A 21,422-nucleotide genomic window follows, 5' to 3' on the forward strand; every position below is an offset into this window, starting at 1 on the left:
GCTGCGGGGCCGGGTGCCGCGCATCGCCCGCACCTGGTCGCGCTGACGTCCCCGCGGGCCCGCCCGGCCGTGCGCGGGCGCGGCGCCGGCGGAGCGCGGGCGCTGCGGCGGGTCGCGCGCACGCGGGCGTACATTGGGGAACAGATCGTGCGGCGGCGCAGTTGTGGCTGTCGTGACCGTCTCTCGGCGCTCGCTCGCGCGCGCCGGCGACCGATGCCGACCTTGTCAGGAGACACCATGAGCGAGACCACCGAGACCGCGACGCACGGCGTCGTCCTCACCGACGTCGCGGCCGACAAGGTGCGCAGCCTGCTCGAGCAGGAGGGGCGCGACGACCTGCGCCTGCGCATCGCGGTGCAGCCCGGGGGCTGCTCGGGCCTCATCTACCAGCTCTACTTCGACGAGCGCGTCCTGGACGGCGACGCCCTGCGCGACTTCGACGGCGTCGAGGTCGTGGTCGACCGCATGAGCGTGCCGTACCTCGAGGGCGCGACGATCGACTTCGCGGACACGATCGAGAAGCAGGGCTTCACGATCGACAACCCGAACGCGGGCAGCAGCTGCGCCTGCGGCGGGTCGTTCAGCTGACCTCGGGTCGCACCACCACCTCGGGAGCCCCGGACCGCGCGGTCCGGGGCTCCTGCGCGTCCGGGCCCGCGTCCGGGACCGGCGGGCGGGTGGCCTAGAGGTCGCCCGCGCCTGCGTCCCGGCGCAGCCCCGCGACCACGCCCGGCAGGACGTCGCAGAACCGGTCGACGTCGGCCGCCGTCGTGCCGCGGGGGAGCGACAGCCGCACGTTGCCCTGGCTGAGCAGGCCCATCGCGGCGAGCACGTGGCTCGGCGTCTGCGTCGCGGACGTGCACGCCGACCCCGACGCGACCGCGAAGCCCGCGCGGTCCAGGGCGGTCACGACCGCCTCGCCGTCGACGTACAGGCAGGAGAACGTCAGGACGTGGGGCAGCCGCTCGGCGCGCGCCCCGGGGCCGGCGACGTCGACGAGCGGCACGGCGGCGACCCGCTCCCGTACGCGGTCGACCAGCGCGGCGCGGTCGTCGTCGCCGGCGCGCACCCGGGCGTGGGCGTGCTGGAGGGCGACCGCGGCGGCCAGCGCCGCGGGGACCGCCACGCCGCCGGGGAACCAGCGGTCCTCGTCGGGCGGGCCGACGGGGGAGCGACGCACCCCGGCGCGCGTCACGAGCACCGCGACGCCGGGCGGCGCGCCGACGTCGCCGGGGTCCACCGTGAGCACGTCCCACGCGTCGCCGACCGGCACGTGGCCCCACGAGGACCCGGCGTCGACGAGCAGCGGCACGCCCGCGGCGCGCGCGGCGGCGTGCGCCTGCTGGACCGGCTGGAGCGTGCCGACCTCGCCGTTCGCGTGCTGCAGCGCGGCCAGCGCGACGCCGGGCGCGGCGACGGCCTCGGCGAGCGCGCCCGGGTCCACGCGCCCGAGGCGGTCGACCGGGACGGTCACGCGGCTCCCGCCCGGCCCCTCCGCGACGGCCAGGTCCGCGGCGTCGAGCACGGCCATCCGCTCGACGGCGGAGGTCACGACCGTGCCCCCGGTGCGCCGGCGGCCGCGGGCGACGGTCCGCACGGCACCGTGCAGCGCCGCCGTGTGGGAGGGCGCGAGGTCCACCTCCTCGGTCCGCGCGCCCACGAGCGCCGCGACGGCCTCGCGGGCACCGTCGAGCAGGGCGCGGGCGCGACGCCCTTCCGAGTGCAGCCGTCGCGGGTCCGCCCACCCCTCGTCGAGGGCCGCGAGGTACGCGTCCCGGGCCGCGGGCAGCACCGGTGCGCGGCCCGCGGAGTCGAGGACCACGCGACGCGGCGCCGCGCCGCGCCCTCGGCCCGCGGCGCTCCCGGATCCCGGCGGGACGGTCGGCGCGGGGGACGGCTCGGTGCTCACTCCCGGCACGGTATCCGCCCTGGCAGCTGCACGCGGCACCCACCGGGGCGCGGGGGCGCGGCCGCGGGAGTGATCCAGATGACACTGCGTCATCTCGTGCGCCTGAAACGCGGTTCTGAGGCCACGAGCAGCCTGTCCTCGCGCTACGCTGCACGGGATCGAGGACAAAGGTCCTAGGTGGACTTCCCCGTCGGACGGTGCACGGCCCGACGCGTCGCGGCCGACGGGGACCGAAGTGGAAGGCCCCCGGTGCGCTCGCAGACCCCCCGCCGCCCGAGGCGGACCCGACTGGCCGTCGCGGGACTCGTGACCGTCGTCGCGCTCGCGCTCGCCGGATGCTCGCCCGAGGCCCAGCGCGGCTGGCTGCCCGGCGACTCCGACAACGAGATCACGAACCAGACCGGCCGGATCACCAACCTGTGGGTCGGCTCCTGGGTGGCCGCCCTCCTGGTCGGCATCCTCGTCTGGGGCCTGATCCTGTGGTGCGTCGCGGTGTACCGGAAGCGCAAGGACGACGACCAGCTCCCGGTGCAGCTCCGGTACCACGTGCCGCTCGAGATCATGTACGTCGTGCTCCCGATCGTCATGGTCGGCGTGCTGTTCTACTACACGGCGCGCGACATGACCGAGATCCAGGACACCTCCGCGGAGCCCGACCTGACCGTCCAGGTCATCGGCAAGCAGTGGAGCTGGGACTTCAACTACGTCGACGACGACGTGTACGACACCGGGCAGCACGCCCAGGAGGTCGGCCGCACCGGCGTCCTCGCGGACCAGCCGACGCTGTACCTGCCCGTCGGCGAGCGCGTCGAGTTCGTGCTCGACTCCCGCGACGTCATCCACTCGTTCTGGGTGCCGGCGTTCCTCTACAAGCAGGACATGATCCCGGGACGGACGAACACGTTCCAGGTCGTGCCGCAGGTCGAGGGCGAGTACCTCGGCAAGTGCGCGGAGCTCTGCGGCGAGGAGCACTCGTCGATGCTGTTCAACGTGAAGGTGGTGTCGCGCGAGGAGTACGACGCGCACATCCAGGACCTGCGGGACGCCGGCCAGGACGGTCAGCTGGGTCTCGAGTACAACCGCCTGCAGGACGTCCGCGTCACCGGTGAGGGTGGCAGCGACGCCGAGGGCGACGAGGGAGAGAGCTGATGGCCGCCGCCGTCGAGGTCGTGCCGGGGCTCGCGCCCCGCCGCCAGACCCTGGGCCGCACGATCGTCAAGTGGGTCACGTCGACCGACCACAAGACGATCGGCTACATGTACCTGATCACCGCGTTCGTGTGGTTCGCCATCGGCGGCCTCATGGCGCTGCTGATCCGCGCCGAGCTGTTCGAGCCGGGCATCCAGGTGGTGCAGAGCAAGGAGCAGTACAACCAGCTCTTCACCATGCACGGCACGATCATGCTGCTGCTGTTCGCGACGCCGCTGTTCGCCGCGTTCGCCAACATCATCATGCCGCTGCAGATCGGTGCGCCCGACGTCGCGTTCCCGCGGCTCAACGCGTTCTCGTACTGGCTGTACCTGTTCGGCGGCCTCATCGCGGCGGCGGGCTTCCTCACGCCGCAGGGCGCCGCGTCGTTCGGGTGGTTCGCGTACGCGCCGCTGTCGAACTCCGTGTACTCACCGGGAGCCGGCGGGGACCTGTGGGTGTTCGGCCTCGCGCTGACCGGTTTCGGCACGATCCTCGGCGCCGTCAACTTCATCACCACGATCGTCACGATGCGCGCGCCCGGCATGACGATGTTCCGGATGCCGATCTTCACCTGGAACACGCTCATCACGAGCCTGCTGGTGCTGATGGCGTTCCCGCCGCTGGCCGCCGCGCTGTTCGCGCTCGGCGCCGACCGCCGGCTCGGCGCGCAGGTGTTCAACCCCGAGAACGGCGGCGCCATCCTCTGGCAGCACCTGTTCTGGTTCTTCGGGCACCCCGAGGTGTACATCATCGCGCTGCCGTTCTTCGGCATCGCGACCGAGATCCTGCCGGTGTTCAGCCGCAAGCCCGTGTTCGGCTACAAGGGCCTGGTGTACGCGACCATCGCGATCGCCGCCCTGTCCGTCACGGTGTGGGCGCACCACATGTACGTGACCGGCGCGGTGCTGCTGCCGTTCTTCGCGCTGATGACGATGCTCATCGCCGTGCCGACGGGCGTGAAGTTCTTCAACTGGATCGGCACGATGTGGCGCGGCAAGCTCACGTTCGAGACGCCGATGCTGTGGACCATCGGGTTCCTCACGACGTTCCTCTTCGGCGGCCTGACCGGCGTCATCCTGTCCAGCCCGGCGCTCGACTTCCACGTCTCCGACACGTACTTCGTCGTCGCGCACTTCCACTACGTGGTGTTCGGCACCGTCGTGTTCATGATGTTCGGCGGCATGTACTACTGGTGGCCGAAGTTCACCGGCCGGATGCTCAACGAGCGGCTCGGCAAGCTCCACTTCTGGCTGCTGTTCATCGGCTTCCACATGACGTTCCTCGTCCAGCACTGGCTCGGCGCCGAGGGCATGCCCCGCCGGTACGCCGACTACTCGCCGGAGGACGGCTTCACCTGGATGAACCAGGTGTCGACCGTCGGCTCGATGATCCTCGCGATCTCGACGCTGCCGTTCCTGTGGAACGTCTACATCACGTGGCGCCGCGCGCCGAAGGTCACCGTGGACGACCCGTGGGGCTACGGCCAGTCGCTCGAGTGGGCGACGTCCTGCCCGCCGCCGCGGCACAACTTCACGTCGCTGCCCCGCATCCGGTCCGAGCGCCCCGCGTTCGACCTGCACCACCCCGAGGTCGCCGCCATGGACCACGTCGAGCCCGAGCCCGGGTTCTTCGACTGGGAGGCCGAGCGGTCCGGCGAGCAGGGCCTGGCCCGCGACCGCCTCGAGCACGGCGGCGGCGAGCAGGAGCAGTCGACGGCCACGATCGTGGACGACCGGCCGCAGGGTGACGACGAGGAGGGGCGCACGCGATGAGCAGCCTGCACGAGCCGGGTGCCCGGCCGTCCCCGACGGGCAGCGGTGAGCGCCCCCGGCACGCGATGAAGGTCGAGCCGTACCTGTTCCTGGGCGGCGTCCTGTTCTTCATCCCGATCGGCCTGATCTACGCGTGGTGGAGCGACGGCGAGCCCGTCGGCACCGTCGGCATCCCGCTGGTCGGGGGCCTCGTCGGCATGATCGGCGGCTACCTGCTGCTGGTGTCCCGCCGCATCGACGCCCGCCCCGAGGACGACCCGGAGGCGCTCGTCGCGGAAGGCGCCGGCGACCAGGGCGTGTTCAGCCCCTGGAGCTGGTGGCCGATCACGGTGGCGGCGGCCGGCGCGGTGGCGTTCCTCGGGATGGCCGTCGGCTGGTGGCTGCTGTACGTCGGGGCGGCCCTCGGGGTGATCGGCCTCGTCGGGTGGATCTTCGAGTTCTCCCGCGGTCAGCACGCGCACTGAGCGCTCACGCACCGCACGGACCACGGGCCGGGCACCCCACGCGGGGAGCCCGGCCCGTGGCGCGTGTGCCGCGCGTGCCGCGCGTGGCACCGCGGCACCTGCCGGAAGCCGTGCTGCCGCCGGTGCGGTCCGCAGGTCCCGCCGCGCGCTGCCACGGCGGAGACCGACGCGTCACCGGGTGCGGAAGTACCGGAACAGGTGCGACTCCCGTGTGAGCGCCGCGGCGACCTGCGCGCCGAGGAGCGCCGCGGCGAGGCCGGGAGCGGCGACGTGGACGGCGGTGCGGACGAGCGCCGCGGGGTCCTCGCCGGTGCCGGTGACGACCTGCACCGCGACCGCCGCGGCCACCAGGACCCCGGCCGGGAGCACGGACGCGAGGCCCTCCAGCAGCAGCAGGAGGTGCTGGGCGGGTGCGGTGACGCCGACGTGCCGTGCCGCCGCGAGCTCGAGCCGACGGGCCCGGACTCCCGCGAACCCCAGCAGCGCCCCGCCGGCGACGGACAGCCACACCGCGTGCCGGGTGGCCCTGCCGGCGTGCGCCTGGACCCCGTCGAACGTCGTGCCCAGCGTGGTGTTGAGCTGCGAGACGACCACCGGCGCGGCCTGCTCGTCGCCGGCGGGGAGCACGGCGAGCCGGGCGAGGGCTGCCAGGCCCGCTGGCGCGGGGTACGCGTCGACCCAGCACGCGTCGTACGGGTCGGCCCGGGTCGCCGGCAGCAGGGCGGCGTACGCGTACCCGGAGCGTCGGCCGTCGTCCGGCCAGACGTAGGTGCCGCGCACCGTCGTGGGCGTGCCGTCGAGGACGAGCCGGTCGCCGGTCCCGACACCCAGTGCGGCGGCGGCGTCGGACGCGAGCAGCACGCCGGCGGACCCGGAGTCGTCGGCGCGGAGCAGTGCGGGAGCGCCGGGGGAGACGAGGTACGCGGCGACGGGTCCGCGCGGGAGGGTCGCGGGCGCGAGGGGCTCGGCGGCCTGGCGCAGGGCTCCGGCGGCACGCACCCCGGGAAGCCGGGCGAGGGCGTCGCAGGTGCCGCCGTCGATCGCCCCGGGTGCCTCGACGGTCAGCACGGACGCCCCGGCGTCGCGGAACTCGGCGCCGCGGACGAGCAGGGCCTCCACCCCGGCGACGTCGACCACCGCGGCGGAGCCGACCAGCAGCGCGAGCGCCAGCGTGGAGCGGAGCGCGTGCGCGGTGCCCGACCGCACGTCCCGCCACGCCTCGCCGACGACCCACCTCACGCGCCGACCCCGCGGACCGGGTCGACCCCGCGGACGGCGTGGGTGGTGAGGTCGGCACAGGCCGTGAGGTCGAGGGTGTCGGTGCACGCCGCGCGGGTCTGGGCGTCGTGCGTCGCGACCACCACGACGGTCCCCTCCCGGGCGAGGCCGCCGAGGGTGCTGCTGACCTGCGCCGCGGTCCGCGCGTCGAGCTGGGCGGTCGGCTCGTCGACGAGGAACAGCTCGGGCCGGGCGGCGATGCCGCGGGCGAGCACGAGCCGCTGCGCCTCACCGCCCGAGAGCGCGGCGAACTCCCGGTCCGCGACCTCCTCGAGGCCGAACCCCGCGAGCAGCGTCCGCGCCCGGTCCTCGGCCTCGCGCCGCGTGTGCCCCTGCGTGAGCAGCGGCAGCACCACGTGGTCGAGCGCGGTGCGGCGCGCGACGCCGTGGGGGTTCTGGAACACCCAGCCCACCCGTGCCACACCGTGCCGGTCGACGGTCCCCTCGGACGGGTGGAGCCACCCGGCGAGCAGCGAGAGCAACGTGCTCTTGCCCGACCCGGACGGCCCGACCAGGGCGTACACGCGGTCGGGGAGGAGCGTCGCGGACAGCCCGCGGAAGAGGAACGGCTGGCCGGGGAACCGGTGGCCCAGCCCGTCGAGCACCACCTTCATGCCCTCACCCCCGGCACCCCGGGGCGGGGTCCGTCCGCACCGCGGCGGGCAGGACGGCCTCGTCCGCCGGAGTGACGTACGTCTGACCGAGCTCCGACCCGACGACGCGCACGGCCACCGGGGTGCCCGTGGCGTCGCGCACGCAGGCCGTCCCCGACTCCGCGTCCTGCACGGACGCCGGCGGCACGATCCCGACCTCGAGCGACGTCACGAGGGACCACGGCACGGTCAGGGTGACGTCGGCGCCGGCCTCGGCCGCTGCGGCCGCCTCCGTGTAGGTGCGGGAGCCGGCGATCGCCTGGAGCGCGGCCCCGTCGGCCACGCGGCCCTCGGCGTCCACCGGCACCTGCTGGTCGTCCACCGTGAGCGCGCGCTCGCCCGGCACGGCGTCCGCAGGCAGGCTCACGAGCGCCGCGGCGGAGATCGCCGCCGGGAGCTCGGCCAGCACGTCCCCGGCGGCGACGTCCGAACCCGTCGCCGCCACGCACCGGCTGACCACGACGGACGGCGCCGGCAGCCACGCGACACGCGTGTGGTCCACCGGCTGACCCCAGGCCGGGGCCGGGAGGCCGGCGGCGACGGCAGCGTCCCGGTACGCCCGGAGCGTCCCGGCCGTCACGCGGTCGCCGTCGGGTGCGTCGTGCCCCAGCCCGCGCAGCGCCTCGTGCAGGGCGGCCACGTCGGTGCCGCGGTCACCGGTGGCGAGCGTCCGCCACAGCGGCTCCGACGTGTGCAGGTTCAGCAGGCCGGCGCCGTCCAGGGCGAACGTCGAGGTGCCGCTGTCGAGCGAGCCGCCCGGCTTGCACGTCGACCGCGTGAGGTAGCCGTCGACGCGGACCGTGACCTCGCGCGCCTCCCCGGGGGACACGCGCAGGGCGAGGTTGCGCGGGTCGGCGAACTCACGGGTCGTCACCGGGACCTCCGTGATCGGCGCACCCGCCGCCAGGGCCTCGGGCGTCCCGGGGGCCGCGAGCCACGTCCCCACCGCGAGCCCCGCCGCCGACGCGGTGAGCAGGGCCAGCGTCAGCACGGACGCGGAACCTGCACGCATCAGGGGGTCGCCGATCCGGACGAGCCGGTCGACCCGGTCGTGCCGGCGTCGGAGGCCAGCCCGAGCGGGTCGAGCTGGCAGGCGGTCGCCGTCTCCTGGTCCGCCGGCTCCCAGGGCGTCGCCGCACCTTCCTCGTACGTGTTCTCCAGGTCGCGGGCCGTGAACCCGGGCTCCACGATGCCGTGCTCCACCATGCACGCGGCCTGGATCGTGAACGCGTCGAGGTTGTCGGGGTTCAGGCGGATCTGGTCGTGCAGCACAGCGACGCCGCCATCGGCGAACTCGCAGGTCCCCATGACCTCCATCGGGTCCTCCGACCCTGTCACGACCGTGACCGTCGAGCGGCCGTAGGCGTCGTACTCCACCTCGGAGCCGTGGTCGACGTAGCACTGGGCGATGAGCGCGCGCCCCTCCTGGACCTCCGAGTCGGTGAGCACGCTGTCCGCGAAGGCGCGGTGTGCGAACTCGGAGTCGGTGACGGAGTCGTAGTACGCGAGCTCCTCGGCCCACGGCCCCGAGAAGTCGCCCGCGCCCTGGCCGGGGCCGGGTGCGCCGGTGCACGCGCCGAGCAGGAGGGCTCCGGCGGCGAGGCCCGCCGCGGCACCCAGCCGCGGCGAGCCCGCCGTCCGGTGGCGCTCGACCATCAGCCGAAGACCATCGTGGCGTACTGGTAGCAGATCTGGTTCGGGTTGTACGACCAGCCTCCCGCGCCCACCCAGGAACCGACCTGGGTGCCGGTCGTCGCCGTCGCGGACTTCTTGTACCCGTACGCGCCGCGGGTGCAGTTGACGTTCTTCACCTTCGTCGAGCTCAGGTTGCTGTAGCTGCAGCCGGCGGCCGACGCGTCCGGGGCGCCGGCTGCGGCGTCGACGACGCCGAACGCCCCGAGGGCGAGCGCGAGGGCGGCGAGCCGGGCGGTCGTGCGGCGGCGGGCGAGGGTGGTGCTCATGGCGTGCTCCTTCGTCGTGAAGCAGGCCGGCATCGGTGCGGCTGAGACACCGGGCGGTCCCCGTGGACCGGTCCGTCGATGCTGGTCCGGGCACGGGAGCGGGGTCAACGCGAGGTCGCGCGACACGCCCGGGTAGCGGCGCTGGAGCCCGGCGAGTCGTCCGCCTTCGTCCCGTGATGTCCTGGTGGCAGGCGTCTCACGCTGCGGACGCGCCGAGGGCCGGCCACCCTGCGGGGTGACCGGCCCTCGGGCCGAGCGGGTGCGGTGTCAGAGCGCCGGGACGATGAGCCCCGAGGTCTGCGTGCGCGCGCGCGTGAAGCGCTCGCCGGCGTCCGCCCAGCTGACGATGTTCCACCACGCCTTGACGTAGTCCGCCTTGACGTTGACGTAGTCGAGGTAGAACGCGTGCTCCCACATGTCGAGCACGACGATCGGCACGAGGCCGAGCGGGATGTTGCCCTGCTGGTCGTAGAGCTGCACGATGACGAGCTTCTGCCCGATGGAGTCCCACGCGAGGATCGACCAGCCGGAGCCCATGATGGTCGTGGCGTTGTTGGTGAAGTGCGCCTGGAACTTGTCGAACGAGCCGAAGAACTCGTCGATCGCCGCGGCGAGCTCGCCGACCGGCTTGTCGCCGCCCTCGGGGGAGAGGTTCTGCCAGAACACCGAGTGGTTCACGTGGCCGCCCAGGTTGAACGCCAGCGCCTTCTCGAGGCCCGCGATCGCGCCGAAGTCGCCGGACTCCCGGGCTGCCGCGAGCTTCTCCAGCGCGGTGTTGGCGCCGGCCACGTACGTCGCGTGGTGCTTGTCGTGGTGCAGCTCCATGATGCGGCCGGAGATGTGCGGCTCCAGCGCCGCGTAGTCGTAGGGCAGGTCCGGAAGGGTGTAGTCAGCCATCAGTGCCTCTTCCTGCTCGGGTCGCGGCGCTTGGTGCCGCGACGGCGTTCTGGCAGCAGGGGCGTGCGGCCGCGGGGGCTGCGCGCACCTGCCTCTGTCGTACCACGTCCCGCGGTGGGCGGCCCGGGGGACGGTGGGGCGGGACCGGTCCGGGGACCGCCCGCTCCCTCCGGTGCAACGAGCGGCGCGCGCGGATGATTCCCCAGGTCACGGCCGTGCGACGCGGTGGTCGCCGTGCCCTCGACGGCGGCAGGGCCGGCCGCGCGTCGACGTGACGCACGACCGGCCCTGCCGTCGCTGCTGCGGGTCTCAGCGGTGCGCGCCGCCGCCCGTGCCCTCGGTGTCCTCGGGCTCCGACGCGAGCTGACGGGCACCGCTGCCGGCACCGACCGCCCGGTGCTCGTCGTCGTGCGCCGCCGGCAGGGCGTCGTGCCCGCCGTGCGACTGCGCCGCCGCGAGCTCCGCCGGCGTGACCGGCTCGACGCGGTCCTCGTAGAACACGCGCGAGAGGCGCTGGCGCAGCAGGTCCTTGCGGTAACCCTTGCGCCGGACGCCGCGGGAGTCCTCCGCCGGCTCGATCTCGACGGGCCGGCGCGGCTCGTGCTGCACGCGCAGCCACCGCTCGCGCGCGTCGAGGGGCTTGTGCACCTCGATGTACTCGCCGGACGCGAACCGGACGATGCGCCCGGTCTCGTGCCCGTGGAGCACGACCTCGCGGTCCTTGCGCTGCAGCGCGAGGCAGATCCGCTTGGTCAGCCAGAACGCGATCGCGGGGGCCACGAAGATCAGCACCCGGAACGTCCACGTGATGTCGTTGATCGACAGGTGGAAGTGCGTCGCGATGAGGTCGTTCGAACCGGCGAGGATCAGGATGAAGAACGCCGTGAGGAACGAGACGCCGAACGCGGTGCGGAACGGGGCGTTGCGCGGGCGGTCGAGCACGTGGTGCTCGCGCTTGTCACCGGTGGCGAACGACTCGATGAACGGCCACAGGGCCAGCGTCGTGAACAGCAGGCCGGGGATCACCACGCCCGGCACCAGGATGTTCATCGAGACCGTGTACTGCCCGATGACGAACTCCCAGCCCGGCATGAGGCGCAGGCCGCCCTCGAGGAAGAGCATGTACCAGTCGGGCTGCGCGCCGGCGGACACGACGCCCGGGTCGAACGGCCCGTAGTTCCAGACGGGGTTGATCGTCATCGTGGCGGCCATCAGCGCGATGACCGAGAACACGACGAAGAAGAACCCGCCGGCCTTCGCCACGTACACCGGGAACAGCGGGTAGCCGACGACGTTCTTGTCGGTGCGGCCCGAACCCGGGTACTGCGTGTGCTTGTGCAGCACGACGAACAGCAGGTGCAGGCCGATGAGGGCGAGGATCAGCGCCGGCACCAGCAGCACGTGCACGGTGAACAGGCGCGGGATCAGGTCGGTACCCGGGAACTCGCCGCCGAACAGCGCGAACGAGATGTACGAGCCGAGGATCGGGATCGCGCGGGCCACGCCGTCCGCGATCCGCAGGCCGTTGCCGGACAGCACGTCGTCGGGCAGCGAGTAGCCGGAGAACCCGGCGAGCAGGCCCAGGATCATCAGCGTGAAGCCGACGACCCAGTTGAGCTCACGCGGCTTGCGGAACGCGCCCGTGAAGAACACGCGCATCATGTGCGTGACGATCGCGGCCATGAAGATCAGCGCGGCCCAGTGGTGGATCTGCCGCATCAGCAGCCCGCCGCGGACCTCGAACGACAGCCGCAGCGTGGAGGCGAACGCCTCGGACATCTGCACGCCGTCCATCGCGGCCCACGGGCCGTGGTAGTGCACCTCGTTCATGGAGGGCACGAAGAACATCGTGAGGAACGTGCCCGAGATGAGGAGCACGACGAAGGAGTAGAGCGCGATCTCGCCCAGCAGGAACGACCAGTGGTCGGGGAAGATCTTGCGCGCGAACTCCTTGACCGCGGTGCCGATGCCGGTCCGCTGGTCCAGGTAGTCGGCGGTCGCCGCGGCGGCGCGGGCGCCCGCGGTCGGCGGTGCCGACGCCTGCGGCGGGGAGTCGACGGTGCTCATGTCAGGCGCTCCCAGAACGACGGGCCGATGGGTTCGTTGAAGCCGTCCTGCGCGACGAGGTAGCCCTCGTCGTCGACCGTGATCGGCAGCTGGGGCAGCGGGCGCTTCGCCGGGCCGAACACGACCTTGGCGCCGTCCGCGGCGTCGAAGGTCGACTGGTGGCACGGGCACAGGATGTGGTGCGTCTGCTGCTCGTAGAGGGCGACCGGGCACCCGACGTGGGTGCAGATCTTGGAGAACGCCACGATGCCGTCGTACGACCAGCCCTCGCCCTGCTCGGAGCGGATGTCGCGCGGGTCCATGCGGATCATCAGCACGACCGCCTTGGCCTTCTCGTTCAGCGGGTGCTCCGCCTCCTCGAGGCCCTGGGGGATGACGTGGAACACGGAGCCGATGGTCACGTCCGACGCCTTGATGGGCCGGCCGCTCGGGTCGATCGTCAGCCGCGTCCCGCGGCGCCACATCGTGTGCTTCGAGCGCGCCACGTTCCAGTCGCCGCCGAGGTTGCCGACCAGCGGCACCGCGATCGACAGCGGGAACAGCGCGAGCGAGGTCACCATCGCGCCCTTGAGCACGCCGCGGCGCCCGATCGACGAGTCCTTGGCGCCCTCGCGCAGGGCCTCGACGGCCTTGATGCGGTTCTCCGCGGACGACGCCGTGGGGTGGCGGTCCTCGGCGCGCTCGTGGTCGTTCATCAGGGACTTGGCCCAGTGGACCGCCGCGAGCCCGATGCCGGCCAGGCCGAGGAACAGCCCGAGCCCGAGCAGCAGGTTGGACAGCCGCATGCTGCCGACCGTCTCGCCCGGCGGGACGAGCGCGTACGCGACGATCGCGCCGATCGTGCCGAGGATCGAGATGGTGAACAGGACGACGACCTGCCGCTCGGCGCGCTTGTTCGCCTTCGGGTCGGTGTCGCCCACACGGGCGCGGTGCGCCTCGAGGCCCGGGTCCTCGAACCGCTCGGGCACCGGCGCGGAGCCGTCCCGGGTGGTCAGGTCGGTCGAGGGGTCGTGGGGTGAGTTCACGAGGACTTGGCTCCGATCCAGACCGAGGCGGCGATCAGCAGGCCGATGCCGACCACCCAGGCCCACAGGCCCTCGCTGACGGGACCGAGCGAGCCGAGGGAGAGGCCGCCGGGCGACCCGTCACGCTGCTCGTCGAGGTACGCGATGATGTCGCGCTTCTCGTCCGGGGTGATGTTGGCGTCGTTGAACACCGGCATCGACTGCGGGCCGGTGAGCATCGCCTCGTAGATGTGCGTGGGCGTGGTCTGGTCGAGCGCGGGCGCCCACTTGCCCTGGGACAGCGCGCCGCCGGCGCCGACCGCGTTGTGGCACATGGCGCAGTTCGTGCGGAACAGGGCCATGCCGTTCGCCGCGTCGCCGAGGCTCGGGTCCACCTGCTCGGCGGTCGGCACGGCGGGCCCGGCGCCCAGCGAGGCGACGTACGCCGCGAGCTTGTCGATGTCGTCCTGCGTGAACTGGGCGGGCTTGGCCTGGATCTGCTGGCCGTTCATCTGGGCGGGCATGCGGCCGGTGCCGACCTGGAAGTCGACCGCGGCGGCGCCCACGCCGATGAGGGAGGGGCCGCCGGCGCCGCCGTCGACGGCCTCACGGCCCTCGGCGGTCGGGCCGTGGCAGGTGGCGCAGTTGGCCTGGAACAGCTTCTGGCCGGTGGCGATGTCGCTCTCGCTGGCCGTCGCCTGCGCCGCATCGGCGCTGGCGGGCTGGGCGATCGCGTACACCGCACCGGTCAGCAGCAGCGCCAGCAGGAGCAGCACGACCGGTGCGGACCGGTGGTGCCTGCGGGCGGCGAGTGCCTTCACGGATGGATCCTCGTCTCGGGCGTGCGGGGGGCTCGGGGGGTCGTCGTCACTTGATCAGGTAGATCGTCGCGAACAGCGCGATCCAGACCACGTCGACGAAGTGCCAGTAGTAGGACGTGACGATCGCGGTCGTCGCCTCGTGGTGGCCGAACCGCTTCGCCGTGAAGGACCGGCCCAGGAGGAACAGGAACGCGATGAGGCCGCCGACCACGTGGAGGCCGTGGAAGCCGGTCGTCAGGTAGAAGACGGAGCCGTAGGGGCTCGACGAGATCGTCAGGCCCTCGTGCACCAGCTCCGCGTACTCGAAGATCTGCCCGCCGATGAAGAACGCACCCATGACGTAGGTGAGCGTCATCCACTCGTTCATGCCCCAGCCGCGCACGTTCAGCAGCGAGCCGGAGCGCACCGGCTGGAACCGCTCCGCGGCCCACACGCCCATCTGGCAGGTGACGGACGACAGCAGCAGCACCGTCGTGTTCACCGCCGCGAACGTGACGTTGAGCTTCTCCGTCTGCACGGCCCACTCCTCGGGGACCGTGGCGCGCAGCGTGAAGTACATCGCGAACAGGCCCGCGAAGAACATCAGCTCCGACGCGAGCCACACGATGGTGCCCACCGACACCGGGTTCGGTCGGTTGACGCTCACCCGGGGAGCGGACGTGGGGGCAGCCGTTGCGGTCGTCACGCACGTCAGTATGGCCGAAAACCGCAGCGCATGGGTCCCAAGTCCTAGGGCGTGGCCGAGGTTTCTGTCACATCGTCACCTCGTTCCGGCCCGTCCGCCGCGGATCCGGGCGCCTGCGGACCACCGGCACCCCGGCGTGCCAAGATGCAGGGCGGGGACCCCCGTCCCGCCCCGCACCGAGTGAAGGACCACCATGGCCGCTGACCGCCTCACTGCCGACGCCTCCGCCGAGCAGGCCGGACCGCGCATCCTCCTCTACAGCGACGACCTCGACACCCGCGCCCAGGTGCGGCTCGGCGTCGGCCGGCGCCTGCGCCGGGGCGCGCCGGACATCGAGTGGACCGAGGTCGCGACGCCCGCCGCCGCCCTCGAGCAGGCCGAGGCCGGCGGGTACGACCTGTTCGTCTTCGACGGCGAGGCCCCGAAGGTCGGCGGCATGGCGCTCGCGCGCCAGGTCAAGGACGAGGTGTTCGGCTGCCCGCCCGTGCTCGTGCTCACCGGCCGCCCGCAGGACGCGTGGCTCGCCGCCTGGTCCGACGCGGACGCCGTCGTCTCCCAGCCGCTCGACCCGGTCGAGCTGCAGAGCGCCGTCGCCGGTCTGCTCACCGGCGCCCCCGCGGCATGACGCAGGGCGCGGGCCCCGTGCCGGCGGTGACCTGGCCGGACCTGCTGGCGTCCCTCGTCGCGCGGCAGGACCTCACGGAGGCGCAGACCGCCTGGGCGATGGACCAGATCATGTCCGGTGAGGCGTCCCCGGCGCGGATCGCCGGGTTCCTCGTCGGGCTGCGCGCCAAGGGCGAGACCGTCGCCGAGCTGACGGCGCTCGCCGACACGATGCTCGCCCACGCCCTGCGCTTCGAGGTGCCCGGGCGCTCCGTGGACATCGTCGGCACCGGCGGGGACCGCGCGCACACCGTCAACGTCTCGACGATGGCGTCGCTGGTCGTCGCCGGGACCGGCGTCCGGGTCGTCAAGCACGGCAACCGGGCCGCGTCCTCGTCGTCCGGCTCCGCGGACGTGCTCGAGGCGCTCGGCATCCGGCTCGACCAGACGCCCGAGCGTGTCGCCGGTCTCGCGTCCGAGGTCGGCATCACGTTCTGCTTCGCCCTGACGTTCCACCCCGCCATGCGGCACGTGGCGGTCGCGCGCCGCGAGCTCGGCATCGGCACCGTCTTCAACTTCCTGGGCCCGCTCACCAACCCGGCGCAGCCGGCCGCCGCAGCGATCGGCGTCGCCGACCCCCGCATGGCCGGGCTCGTGGCCGGCGTGCTCGCGCGGCGCGGCACCGAGGCGCTGGTGTTCCGGGGGGACGACGGCCTCGACGAGCTGGCGCCGACCGGGACGGCCCACGTCTGGCACGTCACCGGCGGTGCCGTCACCGAGCACGTGCTCGACCCCGTCGCGGACCTCGGTCTCACGCCGCTGACCGTGGCCGACCTGCGGGGCGCCGACGCGGCCTTCAACGCCGGTGTCGCGCGGGCCGTCCTCGCCGGGGAGCACGTCGCGTCCCGGGAGACCGTGCTGCTCAACGCCGCCGCGGCCCTCGTCGCCGACGGTTCCCTGCCCGGGACGGGCGCGGAGGGCGGTGGCCTCGTGGACCGGCTGCGCAGCGGCCTCGAGCACGCCGCGCGGGCGGTCGACTCCGGGGCGGCCGCCGAGGTCCTGGCGCGCTGGAGCGCGGCGAGCTGAGGCGCTGGAGCGCGGCGAGCTGAGGCCGCCGTCAGCCCTCGATGCCCAGGGCGAACGCCTGCTCGAGGTCGTGCTGCGAGTACGTCCGGAACGCGATGAACGTCTGCGTCCGCACGACGCCCGGGACCTTGCTGACGCGGTCCGCGATGATGTCCGCCAGCTCCTCGTGCTCCCGGACGCGCACCATCGCGATGAGGTCGACCCCGCCGGTGACCGAGTAGACCTCGCTCACCCCGGGGATCTCGGCGATCGCCGCGGCGGCCTCGGGGATGCGCGCGGCGTCGGTGTCGATGTGCACGATGGCGGTCAGCATGACGCCATCATGCCGCGCCGGCGGCCCCCGCGGGGTCGTCCCGCGCCGCACGCCGCGCGTCCGTGCCAGGAGGCGGCACGAGGGCCGGGGCCGACGGGTGGCCGGGGGCGGACGCCTCGCCGGGCGCTGCGCCCGGGTCGGCGGCGGGCGCCGGGTCGGGGGCAGCGGCGGCAGGCGGGCGGACGTCGTGCGGCGCTGGGAGCGGCGTTGCGGCGTCGCGCTCGAACTGCGCGTCGCGCTCGGCCCGCGCCTCCGCCTCGGCATCCTCCAGCCACGTGGTGCCGACGGCCGCCGCGGGGTCGGTGCGGGCCTGGGCGGAGCGCACCGGGTACGACCACGGGGTGCTGACCGAGACGATCCTCACGCCGGGACGCCCGAGCCACCCGAGCACGAGGTCGGCCTCCTCCGGGTGTCCCGCCGGCGCCGGGGGGACCGGAGGGTCGACGTGCTCCCCGCTGGCGCGCAGCGACTCGATGGCCGGCGTGGGATCCGTGCGGGGCGGCACGAGCGCCGTCCCGGCGAGCCGGCCGTGCCGGACGAGGACGAGCTCCCAGCCGCCGGCGTCCGTCCGCCGGGCTGCGACGAGCTCGGCGCACGCCGACAGGGGCGCCAGGCGCTGCGCACGCGCCGAGCCCCGGAGGAACGCCGCGAGGCGGTCGCGGACCGTGGCCGCCTCCTCGTACCGCTCCTGCCGGGCGAGCCCCGCGATCCGGCCGGCGTGCGCGTCCACCACCCCCGCGGGGTCCGCGGTCATGGCCTCCCGCACCCGGTCGACGGTGGCCGCGTGCTCGGCCGCGGCCTCGGGCCGGACGCACGGAGCCGGGCAGCGGCCGATCTCCGCGAGGTGGCACGCCGTGGCGCCCGGCGCCGGCACGGCGGGGAGACGCGACGTGCAGCGCCGGATCGCGAAGGCGTCGTGCAGGGCCTCGACCGCGGACTGCGCCGCCGAGCGCGAGGAGAACGGGCCGATGTGGGTCGCGCCCGGGCGGACCTCCCGGACGACCGACAGGCGCGGGAACGGCTCGTCCGTGAGCCGGATCCAGGGCATGCGCTCCGGCGCCCGGGAACGCCGGTTGTAGCGCGGGTCGTGCTCCGCGATCAGGCGGAGCTCGCGCACCTGGGCCTCCAGCGGCGTCGCGCACACGACGGGCGTGACCGACTCGGCGATGCGCACCATCTCCCGCATCCGCGAGCGCTTCTCGGCCGCCGTGAAGTACGACCGGACGCGCGACCGCAGCGAGGTCGAGGTGCCGACGTAGAGCACCTCGTCGCGTGGTCCCCGGAACAGGTAGACGCCCGGCGCGTCCGGCAGCCCGTCGGCGAGGTGCCGCTTGCGCCGGATGTCCGACGGCACCGCGTCGCCCGCCGTCGCCAGGTCCTCGAGGTGCGTGATGCCGAGCGGCGCGAGGCGGCTCAGCAGGGCGTGGAGCACGTCGACCGTGGCCCGGGCGTCGGCCAGCGCCCGGTGCTCGGGTGTCGTCGTCGCGTGGAACAGGGCGGCCAGCGTGGACAGCTTGTGGTTCGGGGCCTCGTCGCGGGTCACGACACGACGGGCGAGCCTGACGGTGTCGACGACCGGGAAGCCCGGCCAGGCGTGGCCCGTCTCGGCCGCGGCCGCCTTGAGGAAGCCCACGTCGAACGGCGCGTTGTGCGCGACCAGGACGGCACCCCGCGCGAACTCGAGGAACGACGGCAGCACCGACCCGATGCGCGGTGCGCCGACGACCATCGCGGTCGTGATGCCCGTGAGGACCTGGATCTGGGCCGGCACCGGGCCGCCCGGGTCGACGAGCGTCTGGAACTCACCGAGCACCTCGCCCCCGCGCACCTTGACCGCGCCGACCTCCGTGATGGCGGACGCCCCGGGTGCGGCGCCGGTCGTCTCGAGGTCGACGACGACGAACGTCACGTCCGACAGCGGGGTGCCGATGTCGTCCAGCGTGACCTGCACCGGCCGGCCCACGGGCTGCCGCGTGAGGTCCTCACGCGGGGGCACGGGGGAGCGGAACACCATGACGGGGACGCTATCGGCGGGGTCCGACACACCGGCGACACGGGCCGCGGGCTAGAACGGCGGAGGCAGCTCGGCCAGCGCGTCGACCTGGGACGGCGGACTCGCGGACACGTCGACCACGGCGTCCCCGCCCGGGCGTGTGAGGTAGCGGTGGCCCGCCGGGGTGACCCACTCGTAGACACCGGGCCGGAGCTGGCGCAGGCGGAAGCCCCCGTCGGTCTTGAGGCGGTGGTGCCGGCGGCACAGCACCCCGAGGTTGGCGTCGGACGTCGTGCCGAGCGGCTGCGCACCGCGCGCTCGCTCTCCCAGGGCCGTCACGTCCGACGCCCGAGCGTGACCGGCCCCGGAGGGCACGCCGTGGAACTCGAGGGTGTGGTCGAGGTCGGCGTCGGCTGCCGACACCGTGCAACCGGGCGCCGCGCAGTGACGGTCGCGGGTGCGGACGTGCTCGTCGAGGGCTGCCGGTGGTCGGTAGCGGGTGCGACCGACGTCCAGCACGGCGCCGGAGAGCGGGTCGGTGACGATGCGGCGCCAGGTGCCGCCCGCAGCGAGCGCCCGCGCCGTCACGGCGTCGAGCGGCCCGTAGCCGGCGAGCTCGCCGGGCCGGTCGTCCAGGCCGAGGAGCGTCGAGGCGGCCACGGTCACCCGGATCTGAGCGCCGGCCCGGCCTGCGCCCCGTCCGCCGCAGGCGCAGCCGCCCGTGGCACGAGGGGCACCCGGGGCCGAGCCCTGCGCCGACGTGGCGCCGGAGGAGCCCGGCCGCACCCGCTCCGCGTCGCTCCCGGCAGCCGTGCCGTCGCCATCGGGCAGCACGCTGTCCTGGCTGTCCGACGCCGGGACGTCACCGACCACCAGGTCGCGCAGTCCGTCCGCGCGCAGCTGCTCGAGGGTGCGCGGGTCGCCGTGGACCCGGGCGGCTCGTGCGGTGTGCTCGAGGACGCCGTCCACCCGGGCGGCGTCCTCGGCCGCCAGGACGAGCCACATCGACGCCATCCCGTCGGGCTCGGGGCGGGGGCGGGACACCCGGCGCCCCGTCCGGGCGAGCTCGTGCCGAGCTGCTGCTCCGTCGGGGTCGACCTCGCGCAGCGCGCGCTCGACGTCGAGCCGCACCTGCGCGGTCGACCGCTCCGGGGCCTCGGGCAGGACGAGGTCCTCGACGGCCTCCGCGACGCGCAGGTCCAGGTTCCCCAGGCGCTGCACGAGGACGGACACCTTCGCGGCGTCGAGATCGCCAGCAGCGAGCGCGGCACCGGTCGCGGGCAGCACGAGGTCCAGGACCTGGCCCTCGCGCACCAGCCGGTTCGCCACGACACGGGAGACGCCGAGGCGCATCGACAGCTCGTCCGCGGCGACGGAGCGGTGGCGCGGCAGGGGACCGACGTCGTCGTTCCAGGCCGGCTCCATCTCGGGGCGCCGCGCCAGCGCCGCAGCGAGGCTCAGCGTGCGCGCGTGCGCCGCGGCCTCGAGGCGTGCGGATGCGGCGACCGCCTCGACGAGGATCTCGACGGGGACGGTCGACGGGTCGAGGTCGTCGAGCCACGCCGCGAGCGACTGGTCGGGTGCGGCCTGCGCGACGGTCTCGATCTCGCCCAGGAGCCGGGTGCGCTCCCGCCTGGCCGCGAGGTGCACCGGCTCCTGCGGCACGACGGCGTCGGTGCCGACGGCCTCGAGAGTGTCGGTGGTGGAGCGGCCACCCGTGGTGTCGCGGCCGCCGGTGGTGTCGCGGCCACCCGTGGTGTCGCGGTCGCCGGTGGTGCCGTGGTCTCCGGGGGAGTCGGCGCGACGCGGGGCGAGATGACGGGCGCCCGTCGTGGCGCCGGCGCCCCCGCCGCAGGGGCTCGACGCGAGGGGCCCCCGGTGGCCACCTGCTCCTCCCGGTCGCGGGTCGCGCGGTCCGCCGGCCACGGCCGCCTCGCGCGGTTCGCGACGGCGGCCCCGGGCGTCGTACACCGGCAGCGCCGACCCGGCGCGCAGCCCCCAGGAGTCGCCTGCGAGGAGCGGCTCGTGGAGGTGTTCGCGCAGGTCAGGTGCCATGAGAACACGCTACCGACGACCTCCGACAAGCGCCCTGCCCGGGCGGTCCGCCTGGGGACGACGGTCGGTGTGTCGTGGCGTGCACGGCGTGTCGCCCCGGCCGCGCGGGCCCGTAGGGTGACGAGCATGTCCGTCGTCGTGCCCCCTGCCGTCCGGGCCGCCGTGGTGGGGCTCGCGGCCGAGGTGCTCGGTGCGCTGGAGCCGGCCACCGTGCCGTCCGCGCTCGCCGCGGTCCGCCGTTTCGCTCCCCGCCGACGGGCCGACGCGGGCGCCGGCCCGTTGTGGCGCGCGGTCGAGGGTGACGACGCGTTCCGGGCACGGGTCGCGCGGGCCTGGTCGCACGCGCACCCCGACGAGGCGGCCGACCTGCTCGCCGCGGGTCGCGAGCCGTCGCCACGGCCCTCGCCGTCGCCGTCGCAGCCCGCCGGGCCGGGCGCACCTGTCGCGGACCTGGATGCCGGCACGCCGTCCTCCGTGCTGGATCCGGATGCCGGCACGCGGCCCTCCGTGCCGGACCTGGATGCCGGCACGCCGTCCTCCGTGCCGGACCTGGATGCCGGCACGCGGCCCTCCGTGCTGGACCCGGATGCCGGCACGCGGCCCTCCGCGCCGGACCCGGTGACGCTGGCCGTGGGCGCCGTGCTGCTGCGCCCGCCGGGATGGCAGGACG

General features: G+C 74.3%; 20 protein-coding genes and 1 pseudogene. 7 read left to right on the top strand and 14 right to left on the bottom strand.

Features of this window, described 5'->3' with window-relative positions; translation table 11 throughout:
• Positions 1 to 237: 237 nt before the first annotated feature.
• The gene (erpA, locus tag AAHH18_RS14530; RefSeq protein WP_146840169.1) at positions 238 to 588 is read left to right on the top strand and encodes an iron-sulfur cluster insertion protein ErpA; all 351 of its coding nucleotides are present in this window, start codon (positions 238 to 240) and stop codon (positions 586 to 588) included.
• A gap of 94 nt (positions 589 to 682) precedes the next feature.
• Here the strand turns inward: erpA and AAHH18_RS14535 are convergent, their stop codons facing one another.
• Positions 683 to 1,909: a cysteine desulfurase family protein gene (locus AAHH18_RS14535; RefSeq protein WP_343302096.1), complete on the bottom strand. Its 1,227-nt coding sequence runs from the start codon at positions 1,907 to 1,909 to the stop codon at positions 683 to 685.
• Positions 1,910 to 2,158: 249 nt separating this feature from the next.
• Between AAHH18_RS14535 and ctaC the strand changes: the two genes are divergently transcribed.
• From ctaC to AAHH18_RS14550, 3 genes are all read left to right on the top strand, one after another.
• Entirely contained in the window at positions 2,159 to 3,058 is a 900-nt protein-coding gene (ctaC, locus tag AAHH18_RS14540) for an aa3-type cytochrome oxidase subunit II (RefSeq protein WP_459349145.1), read from the top strand.
• On the top strand, positions 3,058 to 4,872 hold the full coding sequence (ctaD, locus tag AAHH18_RS14545) for an aa3-type cytochrome oxidase subunit I (RefSeq protein ID WP_283320604.1): 1,815 nt from the start codon (positions 3,058 to 3,060) through the stop codon (positions 4,870 to 4,872). Before ctaC ends, ctaD begins: the two co-directional genes overlap by 1 nt.
• Before the next feature lie 65 nt (positions 4,873 to 4,937).
• A complete protein-coding gene (locus tag AAHH18_RS14550; protein ID WP_283321837.1) occupies positions 4,938 to 5,336 on the top strand; it encodes a cytochrome c oxidase subunit 4 in 399 nt (132 codons plus the stop codon).
• Positions 5,337 to 5,507: 171 nt separating this feature from the next.
• On the opposite strand, the gene AAHH18_RS14555 is transcribed toward AAHH18_RS14550, so the two are convergent.
• From AAHH18_RS14555 to ctaE, 10 genes are all read right to left on the bottom strand, one after another.
• Positions 5,508 to 6,575 (bottom strand): hypothetical protein, encoded by a 1,068-nt coding sequence (locus AAHH18_RS14555; protein WP_343302097.1) that lies wholly within the window; start codon positions 6,573 to 6,575, stop codon positions 5,508 to 5,510.
• Entirely contained in the window at positions 6,572 to 7,228 is a 657-nt protein-coding gene (locus AAHH18_RS14560; RefSeq protein ID WP_343302098.1) for an ATP-binding cassette domain-containing protein, read from the bottom strand. The genes AAHH18_RS14555 and AAHH18_RS14560 overlap by 4 nt, the downstream gene beginning before the upstream one ends.
• A gap of 4 nt (positions 7,229 to 7,232) precedes the next feature.
• Positions 7,233 to 8,279 (bottom strand): hypothetical protein, encoded by a 1,047-nt coding sequence (locus tag AAHH18_RS14565; RefSeq protein ID WP_343302099.1) that lies wholly within the window; start codon positions 8,277 to 8,279, stop codon positions 7,233 to 7,235.
• Complete coding sequence (locus tag AAHH18_RS14570; protein WP_343302100.1) at positions 8,279 to 8,923, bottom strand: hypothetical protein; 645 nt, start codon at positions 8,921 to 8,923, stop codon at positions 8,279 to 8,281. Before AAHH18_RS14570 ends, AAHH18_RS14565 begins: the two co-directional genes overlap by 1 nt.
• On the bottom strand, positions 8,923 to 9,228 hold the full coding sequence (locus tag AAHH18_RS14575; RefSeq protein ID WP_343302101.1) for a hypothetical protein: 306 nt from the start codon (positions 9,226 to 9,228) through the stop codon (positions 8,923 to 8,925). Before AAHH18_RS14575 ends, AAHH18_RS14570 begins: the two co-directional genes overlap by 1 nt.
• A 267-nt stretch (positions 9,229 to 9,495) precedes the next feature.
• Complete coding sequence (locus AAHH18_RS14580) at positions 9,496 to 10,125, bottom strand: superoxide dismutase (RefSeq protein ID WP_283320598.1); 630 nt, start codon at positions 10,123 to 10,125, stop codon at positions 9,496 to 9,498.
• A gap of 309 nt (positions 10,126 to 10,434) precedes the next feature.
• The gene (gene qcrB, locus AAHH18_RS14585; protein WP_343302102.1) at positions 10,435 to 12,192 is read right to left on the bottom strand and encodes a cytochrome bc1 complex cytochrome b subunit; all 1,758 of its coding nucleotides are present in this window, start codon (positions 12,190 to 12,192) and stop codon (positions 10,435 to 10,437) included.
• Positions 12,189 to 13,217, bottom strand: coding sequence for a cytochrome bc1 complex Rieske iron-sulfur subunit (gene qcrA / locus AAHH18_RS14590; RefSeq protein WP_343302103.1), 1,029 nt, complete (start codon positions 13,215 to 13,217; stop codon positions 12,189 to 12,191). The genes qcrB and qcrA overlap by 4 nt, the downstream gene beginning before the upstream one ends.
• Complete coding sequence (gene qcrC / locus AAHH18_RS14595) at positions 13,214 to 14,017, bottom strand: cytochrome bc1 complex diheme cytochrome c subunit (RefSeq protein WP_343302104.1); 804 nt, start codon at positions 14,015 to 14,017, stop codon at positions 13,214 to 13,216. The genes qcrA and qcrC overlap by 4 nt, the downstream gene beginning before the upstream one ends.
• Before the next feature lie 46 nt (positions 14,018 to 14,063).
• On the bottom strand, positions 14,064 to 14,702 hold the full coding sequence (gene ctaE, locus AAHH18_RS14600; RefSeq protein WP_459349146.1) for an aa3-type cytochrome oxidase subunit III: 639 nt from the start codon (positions 14,700 to 14,702) through the stop codon (positions 14,064 to 14,066).
• Between the two features lie 193 nt (positions 14,703 to 14,895).
• Here ctaE and AAHH18_RS14605 point away from each other — a divergent pair, with 193 nt between their 5' ends.
• Together AAHH18_RS14605 and trpD are read left to right on the top strand one after the other, a co-directional pair.
• On the top strand, positions 14,896 to 15,327 hold the full coding sequence (locus AAHH18_RS14605) for a response regulator transcription factor (protein WP_283320594.1): 432 nt from the start codon (positions 14,896 to 14,898) through the stop codon (positions 15,325 to 15,327).
• A complete protein-coding gene (trpD, locus tag AAHH18_RS14610; RefSeq protein WP_343302105.1) occupies positions 15,324 to 16,391 on the top strand; it encodes an anthranilate phosphoribosyltransferase in 1,068 nt (355 codons plus the stop codon). Before AAHH18_RS14605 ends, trpD begins: the two co-directional genes overlap by 4 nt.
• Before the next feature lie 31 nt (positions 16,392 to 16,422).
• Here the strand turns inward: trpD and AAHH18_RS14615 are convergent, their stop codons facing one another.
• The 3 genes from AAHH18_RS14615 to AAHH18_RS14625 are packed head-to-tail and all read right to left on the bottom strand — an operon-like array spanning position 16,423 to position 20,752.
• Positions 16,423 to 16,704, bottom strand: a complete 282-nt coding sequence (locus AAHH18_RS14615) for an Lrp/AsnC family transcriptional regulator (protein ID WP_283320592.1) — start codon at positions 16,702 to 16,704, stop codon at positions 16,423 to 16,425.
• Positions 16,705 to 16,711: 7 nt separating this feature from the next.
• The gene (locus AAHH18_RS14620) at positions 16,712 to 18,718 is read right to left on the bottom strand and encodes a DEDD exonuclease domain-containing protein (protein ID WP_343302106.1); all 2,007 of its coding nucleotides are present in this window, start codon (positions 18,716 to 18,718) and stop codon (positions 16,712 to 16,714) included.
• A 51-nt stretch (positions 18,719 to 18,769) separates the two neighbouring features.
• On the bottom strand, positions 18,770 to 20,752 hold the full coding sequence (locus AAHH18_RS14625) for a DUF222 domain-containing protein (RefSeq protein ID WP_343302107.1): 1,983 nt from the start codon (positions 20,750 to 20,752) through the stop codon (positions 18,770 to 18,772).
• A gap of 126 nt (positions 20,753 to 20,878) precedes the next feature.
• Between AAHH18_RS14625 and AAHH18_RS14630 the strand changes: the two are divergent.
• Positions 20,879 to 21,422: pseudogene (locus tag AAHH18_RS14630) on the top strand (hypothetical protein); the annotation flags it as partial.

This window comes from Cellulomonas olei, from assembly GCF_039548315.1.
Classification (GTDB): Bacteria; Actinomycetota; Actinomycetes; order Actinomycetales; family Cellulomonadaceae; genus Cellulomonas.

Excerpts from the sequence above, each read along its gene's own strand:
- erpA (WP_146840169.1), top strand. The coding sequence starts at position 238 with ATGAGCGAGACCACCGAGACCGCGACGCACGGCGTCGTCCTCACCGAC.
- ctaD (WP_283320604.1), top strand. The coding sequence starts at position 3,058 with ATGGCCGCCGCCGTCGAGGTCGTGCCGGGGCTCGCGCCCCGCCGCCAG.
- AAHH18_RS14550 (WP_283321837.1), top strand. The coding sequence starts at position 4,938 with ATGAAGGTCGAGCCGTACCTGTTCCTGGGCGGCGTCCTGTTCTTCATC.
- AAHH18_RS14560 (WP_343302098.1), bottom strand. The coding sequence starts at position 7,228 with ATGAAGGTGGTGCTCGACGGGCTGGGCCACCGGTTCCCCGGCCAGCCG.
- AAHH18_RS14565 (WP_343302099.1), bottom strand. The coding sequence starts at position 8,279 with ATGCGTGCAGGTTCCGCGTCCGTGCTGACGCTGGCCCTGCTCACCGCG.
- AAHH18_RS14570 (WP_343302100.1), bottom strand. The coding sequence starts at position 8,923 with ATGGTCGAGCGCCACCGGACGGCGGGCTCGCCGCGGCTGGGTGCCGCG.
- AAHH18_RS14575 (WP_343302101.1), bottom strand. The coding sequence starts at position 9,228 with ATGAGCACCACCCTCGCCCGCCGCCGCACGACCGCCCGGCTCGCCGCC.
- AAHH18_RS14580 (WP_283320598.1), bottom strand. The coding sequence starts at position 10,125 with ATGGCTGACTACACCCTTCCGGACCTGCCCTACGACTACGCGGCGCTG.
- qcrB (WP_343302102.1), bottom strand. The coding sequence starts at position 12,192 with ATGAGCACCGTCGACTCCCCGCCGCAGGCGTCGGCACCGCCGACCGCG.
- AAHH18_RS14605 (WP_283320594.1), top strand. The coding sequence starts at position 14,896 with ATGGCCGCTGACCGCCTCACTGCCGACGCCTCCGCCGAGCAGGCCGGA.
- trpD (WP_343302105.1), top strand. The coding sequence starts at position 15,324 with ATGACGCAGGGCGCGGGCCCCGTGCCGGCGGTGACCTGGCCGGACCTG.
- AAHH18_RS14615 (WP_283320592.1), bottom strand. The coding sequence starts at position 16,704 with ATGCTGACCGCCATCGTGCACATCGACACCGACGCCGCGCGCATCCCC.
- AAHH18_RS14620 (WP_343302106.1), bottom strand. The coding sequence starts at position 18,718 with ATGGTGTTCCGCTCCCCCGTGCCCCCGCGTGAGGACCTCACGCGGCAG.
- AAHH18_RS14625 (WP_343302107.1), bottom strand. The coding sequence starts at position 20,752 with ATGGCACCTGACCTGCGCGAACACCTCCACGAGCCGCTCCTCGCAGGC.